At 34.7% G+C, this 17,022-nt stretch carries 17 protein-coding genes and 1 pseudogene; 4 read left to right on the forward strand and 14 right to left on the reverse strand.

Annotated features, from left to right (window positions below):
* Nucleotides 1-428 precede the first annotated feature (428 nt).
* Together AAGD68_RS00465 and AAGD68_RS00470 are read left to right on the forward strand one after the other, a co-directional pair.
* The gene (locus AAGD68_RS00465) at nucleotides 429-1,994 is read left to right on the forward strand and encodes a hypothetical protein (RefSeq protein ID WP_341814264.1); all 1,566 of its coding nucleotides are present in this window, start codon (nucleotides 429-431) and stop codon (nucleotides 1,992-1,994) included.
* Nucleotides 1,995-2,005: 11 nt separating this feature from the next.
* On the forward strand, nucleotides 2,006-4,384 hold the full coding sequence (locus tag AAGD68_RS00470) for a hypothetical protein (RefSeq protein WP_341814265.1): 2,379 nt from the start codon (nucleotides 2,006-2,008) through the stop codon (nucleotides 4,382-4,384).
* Nucleotides 4,385-4,759: 375 nt separating this feature from the next.
* On the opposite strand, the gene AAGD68_RS00475 is transcribed toward AAGD68_RS00470, so the two are convergent.
* Together AAGD68_RS00475 and AAGD68_RS00480 are read right to left on the reverse strand one after the other, a co-directional pair.
* Nucleotides 4,760-5,311 carry a pyrimidine dimer DNA glycosylase/endonuclease V gene (locus AAGD68_RS00475; protein ID WP_341814267.1) on the reverse strand — a complete coding sequence of 184 codons (552 nt, stop codon included), beginning with the start codon at nucleotides 5,309-5,311 and terminating at the stop codon, nucleotides 4,760-4,762.
* Nucleotides 5,312-6,187, reverse strand: a complete 876-nt coding sequence (locus tag AAGD68_RS00480) for an Rpn family recombination-promoting nuclease/putative transposase (protein ID WP_341814268.1) — start codon at nucleotides 6,185-6,187, stop codon at nucleotides 5,312-5,314.
* Between the two features lie 303 nt (nucleotides 6,188-6,490).
* On the opposite strand from AAGD68_RS00480, the gene AAGD68_RS00485 reads away from it, so the two are divergent.
* Both AAGD68_RS00485 and AAGD68_RS00490 read left to right on the forward strand, forming a co-directional pair.
* Nucleotides 6,491-6,823, forward strand: coding sequence for a helix-turn-helix transcriptional regulator (locus tag AAGD68_RS00485; protein WP_341814269.1), 333 nt, complete (start codon nucleotides 6,491-6,493; stop codon nucleotides 6,821-6,823).
* Between the two features lie 129 nt (nucleotides 6,824-6,952).
* The gene (locus AAGD68_RS00490; RefSeq protein WP_341814270.1) at nucleotides 6,953-7,243 is read left to right on the forward strand and encodes a helix-turn-helix transcriptional regulator; all 291 of its coding nucleotides are present in this window, start codon (nucleotides 6,953-6,955) and stop codon (nucleotides 7,241-7,243) included.
* 222 nt (nucleotides 7,244-7,465) lie between these two features.
* Here the strand turns inward: AAGD68_RS00490 and AAGD68_RS00495 are convergent, their stop codons facing one another.
* From AAGD68_RS00495 to AAGD68_RS00550, 12 genes and pseudogenes are all read right to left on the reverse strand, one after another.
* Nucleotides 7,466-8,089: a hypothetical protein gene (locus AAGD68_RS00495; RefSeq protein ID WP_341814271.1), complete on the reverse strand. Its 624-nt coding sequence runs from the start codon at nucleotides 8,087-8,089 to the stop codon at nucleotides 7,466-7,468.
* Between the two features lie 11 nt (nucleotides 8,090-8,100).
* Nucleotides 8,101-9,012: a patatin-like phospholipase family protein gene (locus tag AAGD68_RS00500; protein ID WP_341814272.1), complete on the reverse strand. Its 912-nt coding sequence runs from the start codon at nucleotides 9,010-9,012 to the stop codon at nucleotides 8,101-8,103.
* 8 nt (nucleotides 9,013-9,020) lie between these two features.
* The gene (locus tag AAGD68_RS00505; RefSeq protein WP_341814273.1) at nucleotides 9,021-9,242 is read right to left on the reverse strand and encodes a hypothetical protein; all 222 of its coding nucleotides are present in this window, start codon (nucleotides 9,240-9,242) and stop codon (nucleotides 9,021-9,023) included.
* A gap of 84 nt (nucleotides 9,243-9,326) precedes the next feature.
* Complete coding sequence (locus AAGD68_RS00510) at nucleotides 9,327-10,715, reverse strand: ankyrin repeat domain-containing protein (RefSeq protein WP_341814274.1); 1,389 nt, start codon at nucleotides 10,713-10,715, stop codon at nucleotides 9,327-9,329.
* A 98-nt stretch (nucleotides 10,716-10,813) separates the two neighbouring features.
* Nucleotides 10,814-10,974, reverse strand: a pseudogene (locus AAGD68_RS00515) (IS481 family transposase); the annotation flags it as partial.
* The gene (locus AAGD68_RS00520; RefSeq protein ID WP_341814275.1) at nucleotides 10,959-12,698 is read right to left on the reverse strand and encodes a phage tail tape measure protein; all 1,740 of its coding nucleotides are present in this window, start codon (nucleotides 12,696-12,698) and stop codon (nucleotides 10,959-10,961) included. The pseudogene AAGD68_RS00515 and the gene AAGD68_RS00520, both read right to left, overlap by 16 nt.
* Nucleotides 12,699-12,807: 109 nt before the next feature.
* A complete protein-coding gene (locus AAGD68_RS00525; RefSeq protein ID WP_250777628.1) occupies nucleotides 12,808-13,065 on the reverse strand; it encodes a phage tail assembly protein in 258 nt (85 codons plus the stop codon).
* Nucleotides 13,066-13,147: 82 nt separating this feature from the next.
* Nucleotides 13,148-13,654 (reverse strand): phage major tail tube protein, encoded by a 507-nt coding sequence (locus AAGD68_RS00530; protein WP_341814276.1) that lies wholly within the window; start codon nucleotides 13,652-13,654, stop codon nucleotides 13,148-13,150.
* An 11-nt stretch (nucleotides 13,655-13,665) separates the two neighbouring features.
* Nucleotides 13,666-14,847: a phage tail sheath subtilisin-like domain-containing protein gene (locus AAGD68_RS00535; protein ID WP_341814391.1), complete on the reverse strand. Its 1,182-nt coding sequence runs from the start codon at nucleotides 14,845-14,847 to the stop codon at nucleotides 13,666-13,668.
* On the reverse strand, nucleotides 14,840-15,400 hold the full coding sequence (locus tag AAGD68_RS00540; RefSeq protein ID WP_341814277.1) for a hypothetical protein: 561 nt from the start codon (nucleotides 15,398-15,400) through the stop codon (nucleotides 14,840-14,842). The genes AAGD68_RS00535 and AAGD68_RS00540 overlap by 8 nt, the downstream gene beginning before the upstream one ends.
* A gap of 6 nt (nucleotides 15,401-15,406) precedes the next feature.
* Entirely contained in the window at nucleotides 15,407-16,825 is a 1,419-nt protein-coding gene (locus AAGD68_RS00545) for a hypothetical protein (protein WP_264374865.1), read from the reverse strand.
* On the reverse strand, nucleotides 16,822-17,016 hold the full coding sequence (locus AAGD68_RS00550) for a hypothetical protein (protein WP_341814278.1): 195 nt from the start codon (nucleotides 17,014-17,016) through the stop codon (nucleotides 16,822-16,824). The genes AAGD68_RS00545 and AAGD68_RS00550 overlap by 4 nt, the downstream gene beginning before the upstream one ends.
* Nucleotides 17,017-17,022: the final 6 nt, after the last annotated feature.

Raw genomic sequence — 17,022 nt, forward strand, 5'->3', positions numbered from 1 at the left:
GTTCATATTTAAATATGGTGAAAGTAGGCTAATATAGCTAGTTTTGTGGTATAGTAGAATTATTATAAAGATAAAGTTCGCACAGAACAAGCGGTAGACCAACTCATCCCAAAATAAACTCTTCTCACGGCTATTGGTTTTTAGCACTAGAAATGGTTGAATTATTTAGATTATTAATAATATATAATAATAAATTAATATTAATTTATTTAAGAATAACGAAGAAGAATTAAGGCAAATTTATAGAAACAATACAACTTGAGGCCAATATTACCCCTAGCATCGTAAGCCTTAAACATTCTTTTTAATTAATTTTTTATAGCCTTCCTTAACCCTACTCTTTCTTCATTAAAAATCTTGCAATTCTGGCTAATATATGCTTTCATAAAAAATGATGCTACTATTAACTTGGTGGAGGTAAGATAGTCGTGAATGAAAATGAAAAAAAGTTTATAAATTCAGTTTCAGAAAGTGACCCAGATCATGCTGTAAAGCGCTTTCAGATTAAGGAATGGTATGAGCCATTTGGGGAAAAAGTCTTAATGAGTGCAGATCTTTCTTATGTTGCTGAAAAGCTAAATAATTTCTCAGATGCTAAATATTGGATGCACAGGCAATCTGGTGATTTTATTCTCAATAGGGCCTCTGTTGTAAATGAATTACTTGGCATAAAGAGAACAGACGATGAAGATCTATTAGATGACTACGACAGGTATCAAGTTGTTTGTTGGCTTTGCTCAGAGGAAAGTATACGTAAAAATTTTCCATCTCTAAAGCAATATCAAGGTGATTCAGAGTCAGAAGGGGAGTTTGTTACAGACACACTGAGTAGGTATTCTAGGCTGATGGAGTTCTGGTCACACTATATTCAGATAATGGATAAAAATGGTGACCTTATTTCAAATCCTAATGAGGAAATCCTAAATAACTTCAAAGAATTAATAGCAAAATATAATAAGAACTATCATAAAAACTTAGACTATAACACCCAAGTTGACTTATGGAAATATGGGTTTGAATGTGCAAAAAAAGAAGGGTGTATAGAAGCTCTTGAATTCTTTTTAGGTAAATTAGAAGGGAGAATAACACAAGATGAACGTGATGGAATTTTAATTGACACAGCACTGTATACTACTTCCTCGGGTGGTTTCAATCTCAGGCATAGCAATGCTAATGTCATAGACTTTTGTCTTGCTAATCTAGGTGCTGATAAGTATAAGATGCTTCTGCAGAAAGATTTTGAGGTTCGTGGCAATTACTCTATATTAGACGAGTTAGAAGGTAGGTATTTGTTCGGGTATGTAAAAGAGTTAATTAGTTGTTTGGAGCCTGAGAATATCTCATTTGAGAAATATTCTATTCACTTGATTTCTGGGATAGGACGTCAAGTATGTGTGGCGCCTGATAAGAAATTAATGCAGGTAAGAGGTGATTTTTTAACGTGGATATGGGATAAAGAAGGTTTTGCAAAACATAGGGAATACTGTCTCAATAAATTAAGTAAAGGTGATCCTGGATTAATTAATATGTTATCAGAACTTTCCAAAGCTGGTGCATTTGAGCCTTTAGAGAAGATATTAGACTCTGCAACTAAAGCAGGGCGTAAGGAGATAGCTGAGTCATTTCGTATGTTACAGGAACCTTGTTGTGCTTTATACATTCAAGGCAGAAAAGATCTGTTGGATAAAGTTCTTGATGATACTAAATATAGTAATAATTTTGTAAGGGCTATAGAGGAAATTCTAAAACAAAATCCTGCTTACAAACAAAAATTGGATTGCGCGTGCAACCTACATAAGGAATTTAGAATAAAAGAATCTATGACAAAAATCTTGGAATTACTATCGGACTACGGGTTAAGTGATATTATAGATAAGAAAATAAATGAGTTCGAGCAAGCTAGTCAGGCTGGTGGCGATGTATCATCATCTTTAAATGATCTGAAGTCTACCGCTTCTATTCAAGCAGACGTATCTAAGTATAGAACACATTAAGGGGTGGCAATATGCCAGATGATAAAAAGGAGTTAATACAGCATCTTTTCGAGGCGAGCACTGCTAATAAAAAATTTCAAGAAAGATTTCAGTCATTCTTGGATCAAATACCAAAACCAAGTGGAGCTTCTGCTGCACCAGAAAAGGAAGGGTTCTTTATAAACTTCTTTCTTGGCATGTTCGCTAGTTTAAAGAGCACAAAACTTGCTGCAAAACTTGAGCTACAAAATTTGCATTTTCGTGAAGTTCAGGTAATTAGAAAAGATTTACATGTTATTGCAGAATTTGGAGAAGATAAGAAAAAACATCTTTTTGTTTTCTCAGAAAGCAAAGGCAAAAAGTCCAGTGCCAATTTGGAGGAAGAAATAAAGAATATAGGCGACAATATAGGCAAAAATGTAGGAACTAAGGTTCTAATAGGTAGAGAAATACTTGAAGGAGAAGAAAAAAAGAAAAAAGAGGATCAGAGGTGGAAGTTTAAAGTCTTAGTAGAACATAAAACAAGTAAGAACCCTGAAGTCAAAGATTTTAAAAAAGTAGATTGCAAAGCAGATGAAAATTTAGAAGGCAGTATAGTTAAGTTAGCTACAGGTGACTTTCAAGATAGTATAGATGTTATTGAAAAGATAATTCAAGAAGCTAAAAAACTTTACTCTGACCTCAAAGGAAAAAATCTCGTACAAAATAGTAGCAAAGAAGCAGCACAACATGGCTTTATCAGTGGTATGTTGATAAACTTTCGTTATCGCTACAACTTGAAGTTATACTTAGAGTTATTAACAGGGAGGGGGTATAGTGATATTATGTTGCTTGTAAGAGGAAAAGAGCGATCTTGGTCAGCTGTTCCTGTGGTAATGGAATTAAAGGCAGAGGGTAATGTAAATAATGCATTAACAGAAGCAGAAAGTTACGCTAGGGGATTGCGTCGTAATAAGATGCGCTTATTAACAAATGCTGATAAAGCTATTTGTATAGGTATTAACCTTAATGAGCAGAAAAAATCATATAAAATTTCTGAAGTAGCATCTAAGATAAAAAGAAATGAAGAACCTATTATGCAATCCTTGTTTAATACGGTTTATAGTAATGAAGATACTCAAAATAGAATGGAAAATCTATTAGGCCAAGTATACTACACGTTTCCTTCAGAGCAATATACAAGAGATTACTTAAGTAGGTTCTTACTTGGACAGTTGCCTTTAGTAAAAAAGCCTAAAAAGGCAAAAGATATAAAAGTATGCTTATTTAACCACTCAGAAGCAGATATACAGGACCGTCTTACTACGTACATGATTGTTATTAAGGAACAAATCAATAAAAGCAAGATGTTTATTTTTCATGTACAGGAAGCTGGTAGTGAAAAATTTAAGTATAACAAGTATTCATTTACTGAAGAAATATTAAATAAAATTGGCCTCAAACAAGGAGAAATTAGACAAGTCACTCAGGTATATGTAATGGGTTATGGAGAAACCGGACCTAGTCAATCAGCACCTTCACCTGGCACTTTTTATCAAAATAAAGACTTAGTAAAGGTTGAAAATAAAGATTCAAGGGAATACTTTGAAGGAACTTTTTCTTCTCAAGGGAGAGAAACAAGATCTATCACATCTAAGAATAAGTTCAAAGGAGAGGTGCAACTAATCAATCCTGTACCTAAATTAATTGATAAATTTAGAGAAGCAATAAATTATCAACAAAAAGGATTAATGGAAGAAATTGAAGGCAAAGAGAAAGAGTTAGGAAGAAATGACAATAAATTCGAGTTAGGTGCATATAAAAACTTGTTTGATGCAGTTAAAGAGTTAATGTGTGATGAAAATGGGAAACCAAAACAAAGTCTTGTATCAATGATTAGTAGTGAAAACAGGTTTAAAGCTTTTTTAGATGGGCTATTCACTGGATTAAGTGATTTGGATAAAGATAGAGTAATTGCTGTACTTACAGAATTTCAAGTTGGAGAAGGAGGTAGAGTTGATATTATGGTACAAGTTGTAGATAACGAAAATCCTGATGAAAAGAAGAAGATGGAAAAGCTAAAAGAATCTGTATCTGTGGGGTTTGAATTGAAGTACTCTGAAACAACAAAGGAGGCAGCTAGTGAAAAGTTAAAAGAAGCAAATAATCAGATAGAGGGATATGCAAGATCTCAAAATATCAAATCAATAACAGAAGGTGACAAGGTAGCGTTTATTGGAGTTGTTTTCAACAGCAATGCTGATAAAAGAGATAATTTGATACTAGTAAGCGAAAAGTTTATTGTGGCTGGTGTTCCGCACAGCTCGATAGAGATTATGGGTGGTAAATTATCTACATCAGCATCGGAAATAACGTTAGGGGTAGCTAAGCTAGGTGTTAATGAGCCAAGTACATCTAGAGGAGTAAGATAATTATCATTAACAATAGTCATAGCTATTAGAAGAGTTGGTTAAAGGAGCAATTAATTTATAACTGGTAATCTTAATACTGTTTATCCTGCTAGCGCTACTCGATTAAAGAATCAGTTACCAGGAACTACTTGCGGGACAGATGACAAACCTGAATCTTGTTTAAGTGGTGTAACAGTGAATAACCAATTAAAGAGATCACCAGATTTTAAGCTATTTCTTCCTGAAGTTGTTTTATTTCATCCACCGAAAGACCGGCAATCCGAGCGATAACATCTATAGAGACACCGGCCTTGAGTGAATTTTTAGCTGCTGCTATTTTAGCCTATTTTTCGCCTTCTTTTTTTCCCTTTTTCCTGGCCGATTTGGATGGCTTTTTTACCCATGAGCTGTATTGTTGTAACATTGTATAGTGAAATTTTCTTTTATCCAATCTGGTGCTTTTCTGCCTTTTTCCCATTTAGCAAACTTCATCTTTTCATGTAGATAATACTCTCTATATCCTTGTATAGGACTACTACATTTATACCGATCAGGCAGTGCTTGTATAAAGGTTTGTAAATCAGTTGATTGAAAAATTAGAAGATCCTTACTACCACCACACCAATCTATTACTTCTTCCGATTTATGTTTTCTTTTGTATCGCCACGTATACTCTTTACATAATTCTTTCCCGTACTCTATCAACCAACAGAAGTTTCCTTTTGATTGCCTTGCCCATAAAGAACAAGGATGATTGTTGTGAGTAAGTTTATATGGAACTTTTATGTTTTGGTTTGTGATACTGACAAAAGGATTTGGCATTTTTAATGCTGTTGAAAAAACATTACTCAATAATTGAGCAGTTTCTAATGGCATTTTTACTATATGCTTATCACATAACATTTGTGCTGAAATCACTGGGCTTTCATCTAATATAAAGATATTCATCTAGTAGCTTAAGTTTTTGATTTCATCAGCTGTAAGGCCAGTAGTTTGAGCTATGATATCAATAAAAACCCCTGCTTTAAGTAGATTCTTTGCAACTTCAATTTTCTCTTCTAGTCTACCTTCTTGTCTACCTTTTTGAGTAGCATCATCAAGTTTTTGTTCCAAAATAGCAGCTTCTTTCTGTAAATCCATTACTCTTTCTTCATAAGCCATTAGGTCCTTTTCATTCCAGTGAAACTTATCTAACTCATCATATGCTAGCTTTATTATTGGAGATTTTTCTGCTATTTTTCTTAGATCTTCATCAGTTGTTTCTTCTGCATATTTGAAGAAAAAGAGCCAACGATCTACTACATTTTCTAGCTGTTCTTCTCTACTTTTAGGAAACTTTGGTAACTCAATGAAGATAAATTGAAAATCTTTTAAATCATGCTCATTAGTTTTTTCATCTCTTATGGTATGGCTAGATATATAATCAAGCTTATCAGGAAATAAATTACAGTTAGAAATAGCAATAAAGAAAACCTTCTTTAAATCAATGTACTTACCACCTTTATCAGCCTGCCTTGAGTAAGCCTTAGCAGCATAAAGTTGAGCACGTTTTTCAAAGCCTTTATCACGAGCGAGCTGCATTTCCGCAATGTATCTATTTCCAAGAGAATCCTTACAAAGGACATCAACGATACTCTGTTTATCAGAAGCAATCTCAGGATTCATAATAGTGCTGAGGAACTCAACATCTTGAATAGTATTGACTCCAGTGAAGCCTAAGATATCATTTAAAAAATGGATAAGGATATTTTTATTTTTTTCAGTACCAAAGATTTTCTTAAATGTTAAATCAAGCTTAGGATCTAAAAACTTCGAAAGAGCCATAGCAAGGGTACCTAAAAAACATTAATAATAATACACAATTCTGAAGAAATATTCAACTTTTTTATATTGAAATCTTGTTTTTTAAAGCTTCGAGAAAAAATGACCTTCAGAGGTGGGCTTAGAATCGCATTCTCTGCTTTAGACGTCCTTTTGTATATCTTTTATCAACCCTTCTGTAAAGTACCTAAAAACCCCAGCTCATGAGTTTAGTGGTCATACCTATTTTAAGTGTGAAGTTCTCATTTTAGCTTGTCACGGCATAGGCATTTAATATACTAGTTTTTAACAGGCATCTGAGAGTATGTGAAAAAGAGTAACCCTGCAAGATACAAAATAGCACAAAAGGTAAGAAGCTGGAGGTTAAGAAGAAAATGTACCGTAAAAGATCTAGCAGACAAAACAGGTATAAAATATTATACGCTGCTAAAATATGAACAAGGGGTACAAGGTATTCCAACTGAAGACTTAAAAAGACTAGCGGATGCATTATCAATTAAGGCTGGAGGTCTATTTCCTAGACAAAAAGTACTAAGAGAAAACTGTTGTTTTGATAAAGCCAAGGAACAAGCAATATACAACCTCATGGCACAAACAAGAGAACGCAAGGCAATTTATGCATTGACCCAATCTATTTGAGCTGAAGAGGAAAGTGATGTCAAAGCAGGATTTGCTAATGATATAATCTACCGAGCAACAGGCTTATCAGCTGATGAATATGAAAATAAAGAAGAAAAAAGTTCTAAGCGTTTCAACAAAAGGGATGGAATGAAAAAGTGGAGAATAATACAAGGGTATACGCAAGAGGAATTAGCGAAGGAGCTTGGTATAGGAGGTCCACAGATACATTACTATGAACAAGGAAGCACCATGTTCGGTGAGAGGTTATGGGAAATAGCAAGAAAATTATCAGTGAATGCTGAAGATCTGGTAACGGAAGAAAATTGTTGTGGAGAGGAAGATACAGATAGTGAAGGAGAAAAAGAGCTATTAAGCTGGGCGAGAGAGTTAAAAAAATTAACACTCAAGAATCACAAGATGAACTGGATATATGGGTAGAATTTTTATCCCAAAGAAGGCAAATTTACAAAGAAAAGATTGATAAAGTAGAGTCAATCAAGGTTGTGAATAATCTACTTATACTAGGTATTTCCATTGATAATATTTCTCAAATAACTAGCTTGACTGCTGAGGAAATTGCGCAACTTACGCTCCCAACGGAATTAAAACTATGATAATTTATATAATATATTATGATATAGATGAAAATAGTTAATCTATTTAAGATTTCTCTGAAGTTTTGCTTGCGGCTTTTTCTTTTACCGGTTCAACCGATACATCTTGAATTTCTTCTTCCGGCTTAGCCAGTAGAGTTGACTCTTCTTCAGATTCTGCTGCTAATTTGCGTTGTTTGATAACTTTCTTCAATGTTTTGACTGCGATAAAATTGATACTGAAAACACATGCAGAAGTTATTGCAAGTGCTGGAAAAGGGGTCAAATTGAACATTGGTAAAATTGCTACAATCGTTCCAGCTGTGAGTAAAAATGCTAACTTCTTGCTTCCAATGATCTTGTTTTTCTTAGCTTTTATCGGATTTAGGCTTTTTAGCTTACCTTTTAGCTTTTTGAGACCATTTTTGAACATTTTTCCCCTTTTTGAATCCTTCTCTACGTGTTTAGTTTTGAATACTTTTATTTTCCACTTGTTATCTTTTTCGATATTTTCTGCTTTAGAGGTTAATTCAACTTTTTTCTGCCATAGCGTAGGTTTCATCACAATTTCAGGGCTTAGCGGTTTCGGCTTATCGTTAGCTTCTTGAACTTTTTTATGTTTTTTCGGCAAAGCTATATTCTTTAAGCCCTTTTTCGCTTTTTTATATAAGTTCTTTATCTTGCTTGGCATTTTTACGTGAATTAAGATACGATATCGCAGAATTTATCTATTAATTCCTGGTTGTCCTCTATCATTGTATTTGCCTCTTGCTGCAGATATTTAATATTTTTGAATGTAATATTATCCATCTCAGCTGATGCTACTTTCAGTTGTGATTGTATTCTTATATATTTGTCGCCTATTACTTGATCGAGCTGATAGTTTATTGCATCTAAACTTGAAGCAAACATCACATGTAGTAGTGGTTTTATCCACCCTATTCTTCCAAATCTCCTTGAATTAGCATACTTTATACTTCTATTTGTTCTTCCAGTACCTATTGATACCAGTACAATATCATCATTTGGAAACAACCTCTTGCCACTTGCATATGCACAAGCAGCTGGATTATTGGCAAATACCCCGCCATCGACTAATATTCGTTCTGTCTGGTTAATTTTTAGACGTTTTGGTATGAAATAGGTTGGTGCAGCTGTTGTAGCTCTGAGCGCGTCTTTTAGTTTAATAAAGTTTCTGTCTTCTCTCCAGCTTTTAAAGAAAAATGGGCAATTATTGTGAATGTCATAACTGGTAAGCAGTAGATTACTTGAAACATCAGCAATAGTACTTTTGCCGAAGTATTTATCGAGAATGAATTCTATGTTTTTATATGAGTATTGAGCACCATTTAGCCAAGAAGCGATTGACCTTCTCCAGAATGATGATTCAAAGATATATGGTCCATACTTTTCGTAGAGTTCAACTAAATCGTTAGCTGAGTATTTTTGTGTACATAAACCTGCTGCAACAATCCCACCTGTTGAGGTTCCTGCCATAAGATCAAAGATTTCAGCAATCGGTTTCTTTGCTCTCTTTTCTATTTCTGCTAATATTATGGCCGGTATGATGCCTCTTATGCCTCCGCCGTCAACGGATAAGATATATTTAATCATTGTGGAATTTATTTCTGTTTGTGAATGGCTTCAAGTTCATTGACTTCTTGAGTGAGATTTTTCACTCTCTCTTCAAGTCGATAGACTATTTCTATTAGTCCTTGGTTTTTTTCTATAAGTTTATCATGGATGTGCACCCGTAAATCGAGCTTGGCCAGCCACCAGATTACTGCTACGGTTTGGATTAACATGGTAATAATTACCGTAATTGGGATTTTTTGCTTTTTCATGTGAAAATATTAATTTGTTATGGATGGTTTGGGAAGTTTATATATAGATTGTAGAAAACTTATAGCTTCAGTGATTACTTTCTATTAATTTTTTGTTGATTCATATCGATCCTCTGCCTCTGCAATTAGCTTTATTATTTGATCGTAGGGCTTGTCTTTGTTGTGCCTTAACACAGCTACTACATTTCTAGTTTTTTCATCACCGTTTATAATGTTAGAATTAGCGTCTTTTTCTAGCAAAAATTTGATAATCCTTAAATTACCATAATATGCAGCATTATGTAGTGCTGTGCTTCCATACTTGTTAGTAATGTTTACGTTAACTCCCTTTGGAGATTGAGCTGCTTGTAAAGTATCTGCTCTATTCCTTTTGTTACCCTTGAGTTTTCTCAACCGCAAGTTGCCTGCTTTTATTTCTTCAATGAAACTTCTTGATGAACTTAACTTAGCTGCCGGTCCTGCAGGAGAAAAATCCGGTGTGTTCAAATTTCGACTTGGCAAATCATAATTTGATCCCAGTAGATTTTGAGGCAGAGGCGGAGGCGGAGGCGGAGGTACATGAAAATTCAGTAATGTAGATACCGGATTTGTAGGTGCCGAAGAATTAGGTAATGTAGATACCGGATTTGTAGGTGCCGGAGAATTAGGTAATGTAGATACCGGATTTGTAGGTGCCGGAGAATTAGGTAATGTAGATACCGGATTTGTAGGTGCCGGAGAATTAGGTAATGTAGATACCGGATTTGTAGGTGCCGGAGAATTAGGTAATGTAGATACCGGATTTGTAGGTGCCGAAGAATTAGGTAATGTAGATACCGGATTTGTAGGTGCCGAAGAATTAGGTAATGTAGATACCGGATTTGTAGGTGCCGGAGAATTAGGTGGCAACAAGTTAGAAGATTTTGGTAGACTAGCTGGTACTGCCTGGTATACCCCTATACCTAACATTGTAGGACCTCCTTCTGGAATTTTCGTGCTAACATTATTATCATTCGGTTTTTCGTTATGGGTATTGGACATACACTCTTGTTTTTCATCATTTGCTCTATAAGCGGTTGATTTTAGAAGAAATTGTGCTGAAATCAATGCAGTGATTGTAGAAATGGAAGCGACCACTGCAGAAAGCACTGGTATCACAGCAGAATTAGAAATTAACAAGACCACAGGGTAAGTGTATATTCCAGCTACAAAACTAGATAAACAAAGTAAAAAAACAGCAATTGATTTAGTTAGTTTGGAGTCTATTTGTATCTTGCCGCTTTCTTCAGAAACAGCTGAGTTAATAAAATATACCACTAAACTCAATGCGACTACTCCAGAGGCGATTGCTATAAAATGGATTAGTCTTATAGTAGCATTAGAAATTGCTAGATACACAAAGTAAGTGGATACTCCAGCAACAATACTAGACACGTATAGTGAAATTGCAGCAATTGAATGTTTTAACGAAGGTGAAGCTTTAGAAATGCTCATTCTTTATTTGAGATATTAAAATCTAATTTTAACACAATTAGTTTTTCTATGTCAAGAGAAATTATGTAAAAGAGAAGACTTAATCTGACAGAGAAGAATTAACTGACAAAAGAATTGAGGTAGTCAAAACTAATATCAGAGTCTTGTTTAATGTCACTAATGTTTTTCTGAAAAGCAATATGTTTGCTATCAAGAAAAGTCTGCATAGTTTTTTTCCATAGCAATATTTACCAGAGTGAGGGCTTACTTCATTGTAAGAGGGAGTGTTACTGCTCTTAGCCCTGTTATTACTGCAGGAAAAACTGTAGCTGATAAAAATGAAAATGTTGCAATTATTTTTGTCCTTAAACCAAGAACTGTACTTGCTAAAAAAGTAAATCCATAACCTAAGCCCACTACTAAGATTTTTAAACTTATTAAAGCTGCTATAGTTCCCATGATTGCCGTAGTTAAAGTTGGATATTTTTCTGCAAAAGAAGCTATACGCTCTGTTATTGCTTTCAAACTTCCAGCTACATAATTTAAAGTAGGCAACATTACTGACCCTAGATTCATGCCAGCTTCAAATACTGCATTTTTAAGTAATTGTAATTTATTAGCTGTAGTATTTGCACGATTGTTAAATTCGTCCTGCATTGAAGCGTTATATTTTTCTTTATTAGCTAAATGTTCAATAGCTTTCTTGTAAATGTCTAAGCTTCCTACTAAAAGAGCAATGTCATCTTGAAACCCAGCGCCAAATAGATTCATAAGAATACCAGCTCGCTCTTGATCATTTATTTTTTTTAAGGTTTCAAGGAATTGCAATATTGCCTCTTGAGGATTTTTTTTAATAGTTTGTTCGAGCTCTTCTATACTTGTTCCCATCTCATCTAATGCATCGTGAAATTCGGGACTTTGCTCTCTTGCGGTCTGTAGTTTACTAAGAAAGTTATTTATAGCAGTTGCTGCTTTTTCAGGTTGTTTACCTAAACTTATGAACGCACTTGCTAAGCTACTTGCTTGATCAATTTCTAAACCAAACTGTTTAGCATTACCGCCAATTCTATTCAGCGTAAGAACCATTTCCTTTGCTTTGGCAGCAGTATTATCTGAAAGATGGTTTATTATGTTACCTACATTTTCCATACCATCAACTTTAATTCCATAGACATTGGATATTTTTGCAATAGCATTACCAGCTTCTTCTGCAGACATATCAAACGCTGTGGTCATTTTGGCAACTACTGTTGTAAACTTTATAAGATCATTTTTGTCAATACCAAGTTGACCACCACTTGCAGCTATTTGTGCTAATTCTGCAGCTGACAAGGGTATTTCCCGAGATAATTTTTTGAGCTCTTGAGCAAATTTACTAGCTTCGTCTTTTTTATCATTAAACCTTACTACTTTTTTAACATCAGCCATAGCCGATTCAAAATCAATAGCAACTTTGATTGGCGCTGCAAGCGTTAGCCCTAGCCCAATAGTCTCTATAATTTGTGACTTAAAATATGCTTTGCTTGCTAAAAAACTTTGGTGACTACGTATTGCAGATCCAAGCTTACCATACTTACCTTTTAATACTTCAATAGAAGAGCCAAGTTTATATTGATCACTTACTAATGACTTAATATTTCTTCCACTTTTCCTTACTTCTTCATTAAATGAATGCAAAGCATCTCTCTTTTTCAAATATGCTTCTTTTGCTTTTGTTGCGGAGGTTTTGGCCTTGTCAAATTCTGCTTTTAAAGTTTTGCTTGGTTTCTCTATCGCTTTCATTTGTTTAGCTAAAGATTTTACTTGATCTTCAAAGCCTTTCCATGACCTCTTGCTAGTCAAAACATCATGACCTAACTGCTTAAACTTTGATACTGATTTTAAAGATGAGTCAAGCTTTCTTATATTCTCACCAAGATGAGTAAGTTGACTGCTACTTCCTTTTATTACAGTACTGAAACTGCCATCTAGGACTGCTCCAATTTTTATAGATAACGTTGACATTGTACCTTCCTCGCTGCTTCATTCCATAGGATAAATTCATTAATTTCCATTTCAAGTATTTGCTCAACCCCGCCCCCTACAACAGAGCTGAACATTAATACTTCTGACCTCAAGTCCTTTGAATAACTGGTGAAAAAAAATCCTTTAATACCTCTTGCACTTTCACATAATCAGCAATATCTAACTCTTCAATCGCTTCTTTTGCAACTGATGTCAAATTGGCAGTCAAAGTTACTTCCTTACTTAGATCACTACCATTAAGTCTCTCAATAGCTAGATAATCTCTAACTTTTGGACGTCTAACGGTAAGTTCTGAGACAGAAATACCATCAACTGTTATTGGGTTGTTTAGTGTTATAGTTTGCATAAAATTCTCCTATAAAAAATAAAATCTTGTAAAATGTTGTAACTATTTGATCAACATCTAAAAAATAGAATTCTAAAAATCTTCATATTCCAAGCACCGTTTGAAGTAGTGCCATCTGATCAACACCATTTATCTTTCTAATCATATTTTCAGCATCGATTTCTATTAACTCATTACCACCTATAGTAAGTTTATAGTAATGAGCAGCTACAGTACACTTCAGCGTTGCTTTTTCAGCAGGTTTCCAGTTACCAAAATCAAACTCTTTAAAAATGCCTCTTAAATTGATTATTACTGCTTCAATATCATTACTACCACTCCCTTGCATTCCTCCACGGAGCGTTAAAGATACCGAATTTCCATCTATCAAGCCAAAAAGTCTAAATAGTTCTGAATCATACTCAGCGAAAGTAAAGTCTGCTTCAAGCTTTTCCATGCCCATGTCAATATTTATTGGGATATCCATACCACCAGCTCTGTACTCTTCGGTTTTTATGGTAAGCTTCGGCAAGGTTATTTCATCTATTTTTCCTGCATAACCACGGCCATCTACAAATACATTAAAATTTCTCAGTATTTTCGGTAACACTTTGCTTTCTCCTAACTTATATTTACAAGATGTGATCTGAATATTATTTGCTCAGCCGGATATGGTGGCGTGAACTCAAAATCAAAAGACACTTTCCCGCTTGCAATATTTGCCGGTGTATTGAGTTCTGGGGTTGCATAACATTTTCCGCTGATAATTGCTCCTTGCGCTTTTAAATTAGCCAAATAAGAATTCACCCCCTCAATCACATCATCTATATAAGTTTTTGTGATATTGCGATCAACTGCCCATAAATGAGCCCTAAGTAAACTATCATTGATTAAATCTGCAGTCCTTCTCACTGACAAAAAAGCCCATTTTGAGTCATTTGAACATGTTCTATTTCCCCAAAGCCTATAGCCATTTTGATGAATTATCGTTGTTACTTCATTTTCATTCAAGTGGTTTGCTCTACAATTTATATTACCGAGCGTAAAATCAATAGGCCTGCTTGTTCCAACAATACCATTTATCTCTTTATTTGAAGGTGAGTGCCAGAAGCCTTGCTCGCTGTCTATCTTAGCTATTAAACCAGCTACAAATGGACTCGATGGCAAGATTTCTTCTTTTCCTTCAATAAGTACCTTCACCCATGGGTCAACCACGTAAACTCTTGAGCTGCCTACACTTTTTCTCCACTTTATTGCTTCTTCATCATTGGTATTTGGACCATCTGCTACTATTATGCTTCTCAGTTTTTCTGCTACTCCTATCAAAGCTGCTACTACTGGGTTTTTAGGATTTTCAGATTCAGGCAATTGATGAGTAAATTGAGGTGCAATTAATATTCTTGGAGCAACATGAATTATACTTTCACTGCTGAGGAATGCCTCTATCCCTTGATACTCTCCAGTCTCTTTATCAACACCGCCAATTATATTTTTCAGCGTCTCTTCTTCTTTTAATTTTGGATTGATGTTTTCACTCTCTTCAACTCTAATTACTATAACTGTTGCACCAATTTGGGAAAATACTCCATTTATTGCTGAAAAAAGAGTTCCCTTTTTGCCAAGTTTTGCCGCTTCTTTTAAGCTTCCTGCAACTAACACTGGTTTATTTAGCGGAAATTTTTGCTCATCTGCTTCAGGTGCAGTACCAATTACACCTATCACTGATGATTTAGCCGTACGTACTGCCCTTGCTCCAGAGGTTACCTCTATAACATTTACTCCGTGCAAAAATTCTTCAGCCATTTCTTTGTATTTTTTTCCTAAAATCATCGAGCAAAGTCTTTAGCTCATTTTCACTTTTAGCTTCTTCAATCTTTCTTTTGGCTAAATCTTCAAGCTCTTCACATTTAATTATTGCTTTTACTGCTTTTTTCACTTTTTCCTCAATTATTCTTGCCATTTCAATAACCGTAATACCACGGACTTTTGCTAAAGGTTCTATAATTTCTTTATCCTTTTTATTCATAGATTCTGGTGCTGCTAGAATGCTTTTTGCGGCTTCCGCTTGAATCTCATAAGATTTAGCTTTTTGGTGAGAATGACCTGCATATTGGTGAGTATGATTATCATAATAGAAACGCATACTATCAAATGCACAAAGCTTCGCATTATCCAGTAACTCCTTTTGTATATCTTCTTTAGTACGCTGAGCAATTTCTCCTCCTTCTGTTAACTGATAACTCTTTTGCCAGTCGAAATTCTTTGGCGCTTCATACCAATCATTTCCAGTTGGCTTACTTTCAAGCGTTGTTGTTTCTACTTGTTTATCATTTTCAAATCTAATGTAGATAGACATTGTTTGTTACCTCCAAATCTCATGCGTGTTAGATAATCCTGGACATTGCCAAGCCCTTAGCGTTCTCTCTACATCTATCTCAAGCCCCGTGGTTAGAAAATTGCTGCGAAAGTTATATATTCCCCACTGAATAAATTGACCATAGATTGTGCTATACGTGTGCTCACTTGCAAAGAACTCAGGTGTCTCACCAACTCTTTCACCTTCTGAGTGAAGATTAGATGACGTATAAAGTAACACTGTAACGGTTTTTCCTGCTGGAATGAGTATGTTACCTGATGCAATAAATTCAGGACTGTTAATTTCATGCTGGTAAATACGTGTCCAAGTAATTCTCGAAATCTCTGACTTCCTTGTATTAGTTTTATCAGGTGTACCTATAAATAATCCTGCTCCTCCATAATTAACTTCATCTTTATACCACATTGCAGATCCAACAAAGTTTAGAGTTTTACTTATATCTACATTGCTTGTGTTTTTTACGAATATTAGTCCCAATGCAGCATAAGGGTATTTCAGCATATTGAATTGCTCCGAAAATCCATCATACATGAATCTTGGGTATGATTCTCCATAGATAAATGTACCTTTGCTTCCCTCTAAAAAACTGAGTTGTCTTGGCCGATAAAAACTAACATAGCTTGTATCATATGTGTGAGTACCTGCTAGTAGTTGTAGCATATAGTCTGTTTTTGTTACATCACTACTCCACTGACCAAGCTCAGTTGTAAAAGTTCCGTGGCCAAAGTAATTATTTTTTCTACTTAGTACACCAAATAAAAAAGGTAATGCTCCAGGTTCAATCATATGACGATTTCTTACTTCTTTCATGATTGATGAGCCACTTGGTACATCATTAACAGTACGGAAGTTATTCACTAAACCTTTAAGACCATCTTTATGATCATTGCCAACACTGTTTATTGCTGCAATATTGGCATTCTTTCTTGTATCAAGTAGTGATATATGTGAATCTGATGATGCTTTTAAAGTATTTAAGGAATTATCCCTAAGCTTGTTGATTTCATCAACGGAATCTGTTTTTACTGCAGTTATTGCTGATATTGAGGTTGTTTTATTGCTGTTTATATCATTTAGGTGTTTTTTTGCACTATCAAGAAGTTCTTTTAACTTACCATCTGTCATCTGTACAATTTCAGAAACTGAACTTTTGCCGATTATTGATTCCAGTGCTTTAGCAAGATATGCTAATTGATCTGGTGTACTATTTGCCGCTAAATCCTTAAGTCTTTTTTGTAGTGCGTCAATTATTTCTTTTATTTTAGCCATTTGCACAATATTAGAAATAGCTTTTTTATCTGCTATCAATTCCAGCGATTTTGCAAGATATGCCAGTTGATCAGGTGTGCTACTTGCTGCTAAATCCTTTATCCTTTGATGTAACGCTTCTATTGCTTCTTTCATTCCCAAAAATTCAAAAAAGTTTCAAATCTAAATCGTTTAAAATTATTTTTTAGTTGATTATGCTCATCTTCTCTTTCGGTAATATCTTCATCTATTTTTTCTATAGCTCTTCGAATACGTACCACATCTTGAACTGCAATATTTTCTGGATGAGGCAGTGGATATCCTCGTTTGGTTTGATCAAAAGTCATTTAAAT

Source organism: Wolbachia endosymbiont (group A) of Machimus atricapillus (assembly GCF_964027095.1).
In the GTDB taxonomy this organism is placed as follows: Bacteria; Pseudomonadota; Alphaproteobacteria; order Rickettsiales; family Anaplasmataceae; genus Wolbachia.

Excerpts from the sequence above, each read along its gene's own strand:
- AAGD68_RS00470 (WP_341814265.1), top strand. The coding sequence starts at position 2,006 with ATGCCAGATGATAAAAAGGAGTTAATACAGCATCTTTTCGAGGCGAGC.
- AAGD68_RS00545 (WP_264374865.1), bottom strand. The coding sequence starts at position 16,825 with ATGAAAGAAGCAATAGAAGCGTTACATCAAAGGATAAAGGATTTAGCA.
- AAGD68_RS00505 (WP_341814273.1), bottom strand. The coding sequence starts at position 9,242 with ATGAAAAAGCAAAAAATCCCAATTACGGTAATTATTACCATGTTAATC.
- AAGD68_RS00480 (WP_341814268.1), bottom strand. The coding sequence starts at position 6,187 with ATGGCTCTTTCGAAGTTTTTAGATCCTAAGCTTGATTTAACATTTAAG.
- AAGD68_RS00550 (WP_341814278.1), bottom strand. The coding sequence starts at position 17,016 with ATGACTTTTGATCAAACCAAACGAGGATATCCACTGCCTCATCCAGAA.
- AAGD68_RS00540 (WP_341814277.1), bottom strand. The coding sequence starts at position 15,400 with ATGTCTATCTACATTAGATTTGAAAATGATAAACAAGTAGAAACAACA.
- AAGD68_RS00495 (WP_341814271.1), bottom strand. The coding sequence starts at position 8,089 with ATGCCAAGCAAGATAAAGAACTTATATAAAAAAGCGAAAAAGGGCTTA.
- AAGD68_RS00525 (WP_250777628.1), bottom strand. The coding sequence starts at position 13,065 with ATGCAAACTATAACACTAAACAACCCAATAACAGTTGATGGTATTTCT.
- AAGD68_RS00475 (WP_341814267.1), bottom strand. The coding sequence starts at position 5,311 with ATGAATATCTTTATATTAGATGAAAGCCCAGTGATTTCAGCACAAATG.
- AAGD68_RS00535 (WP_341814391.1), bottom strand. The coding sequence starts at position 14,847 with ATGGCTGAAGAATTTTTGCACGGAGTAAATGTTATAGAGGTAACCTCT.
- AAGD68_RS00490 (WP_341814270.1), top strand. The coding sequence starts at position 6,953 with ATGAAAAAGTGGAGAATAATACAAGGGTATACGCAAGAGGAATTAGCG.
- AAGD68_RS00520 (WP_341814275.1), bottom strand. The coding sequence starts at position 12,698 with ATGTCAACGTTATCTATAAAAATTGGAGCAGTCCTAGATGGCAGTTTC.
- AAGD68_RS00510 (WP_341814274.1), bottom strand. The coding sequence starts at position 10,715 with ATGAGCATTTCTAAAGCTTCACCTTCGTTAAAACATTCAATTGCTGCA.
- AAGD68_RS00500 (WP_341814272.1), bottom strand. The coding sequence starts at position 9,012 with ATGATTAAATATATCTTATCCGTTGACGGCGGAGGCATAAGAGGCATC.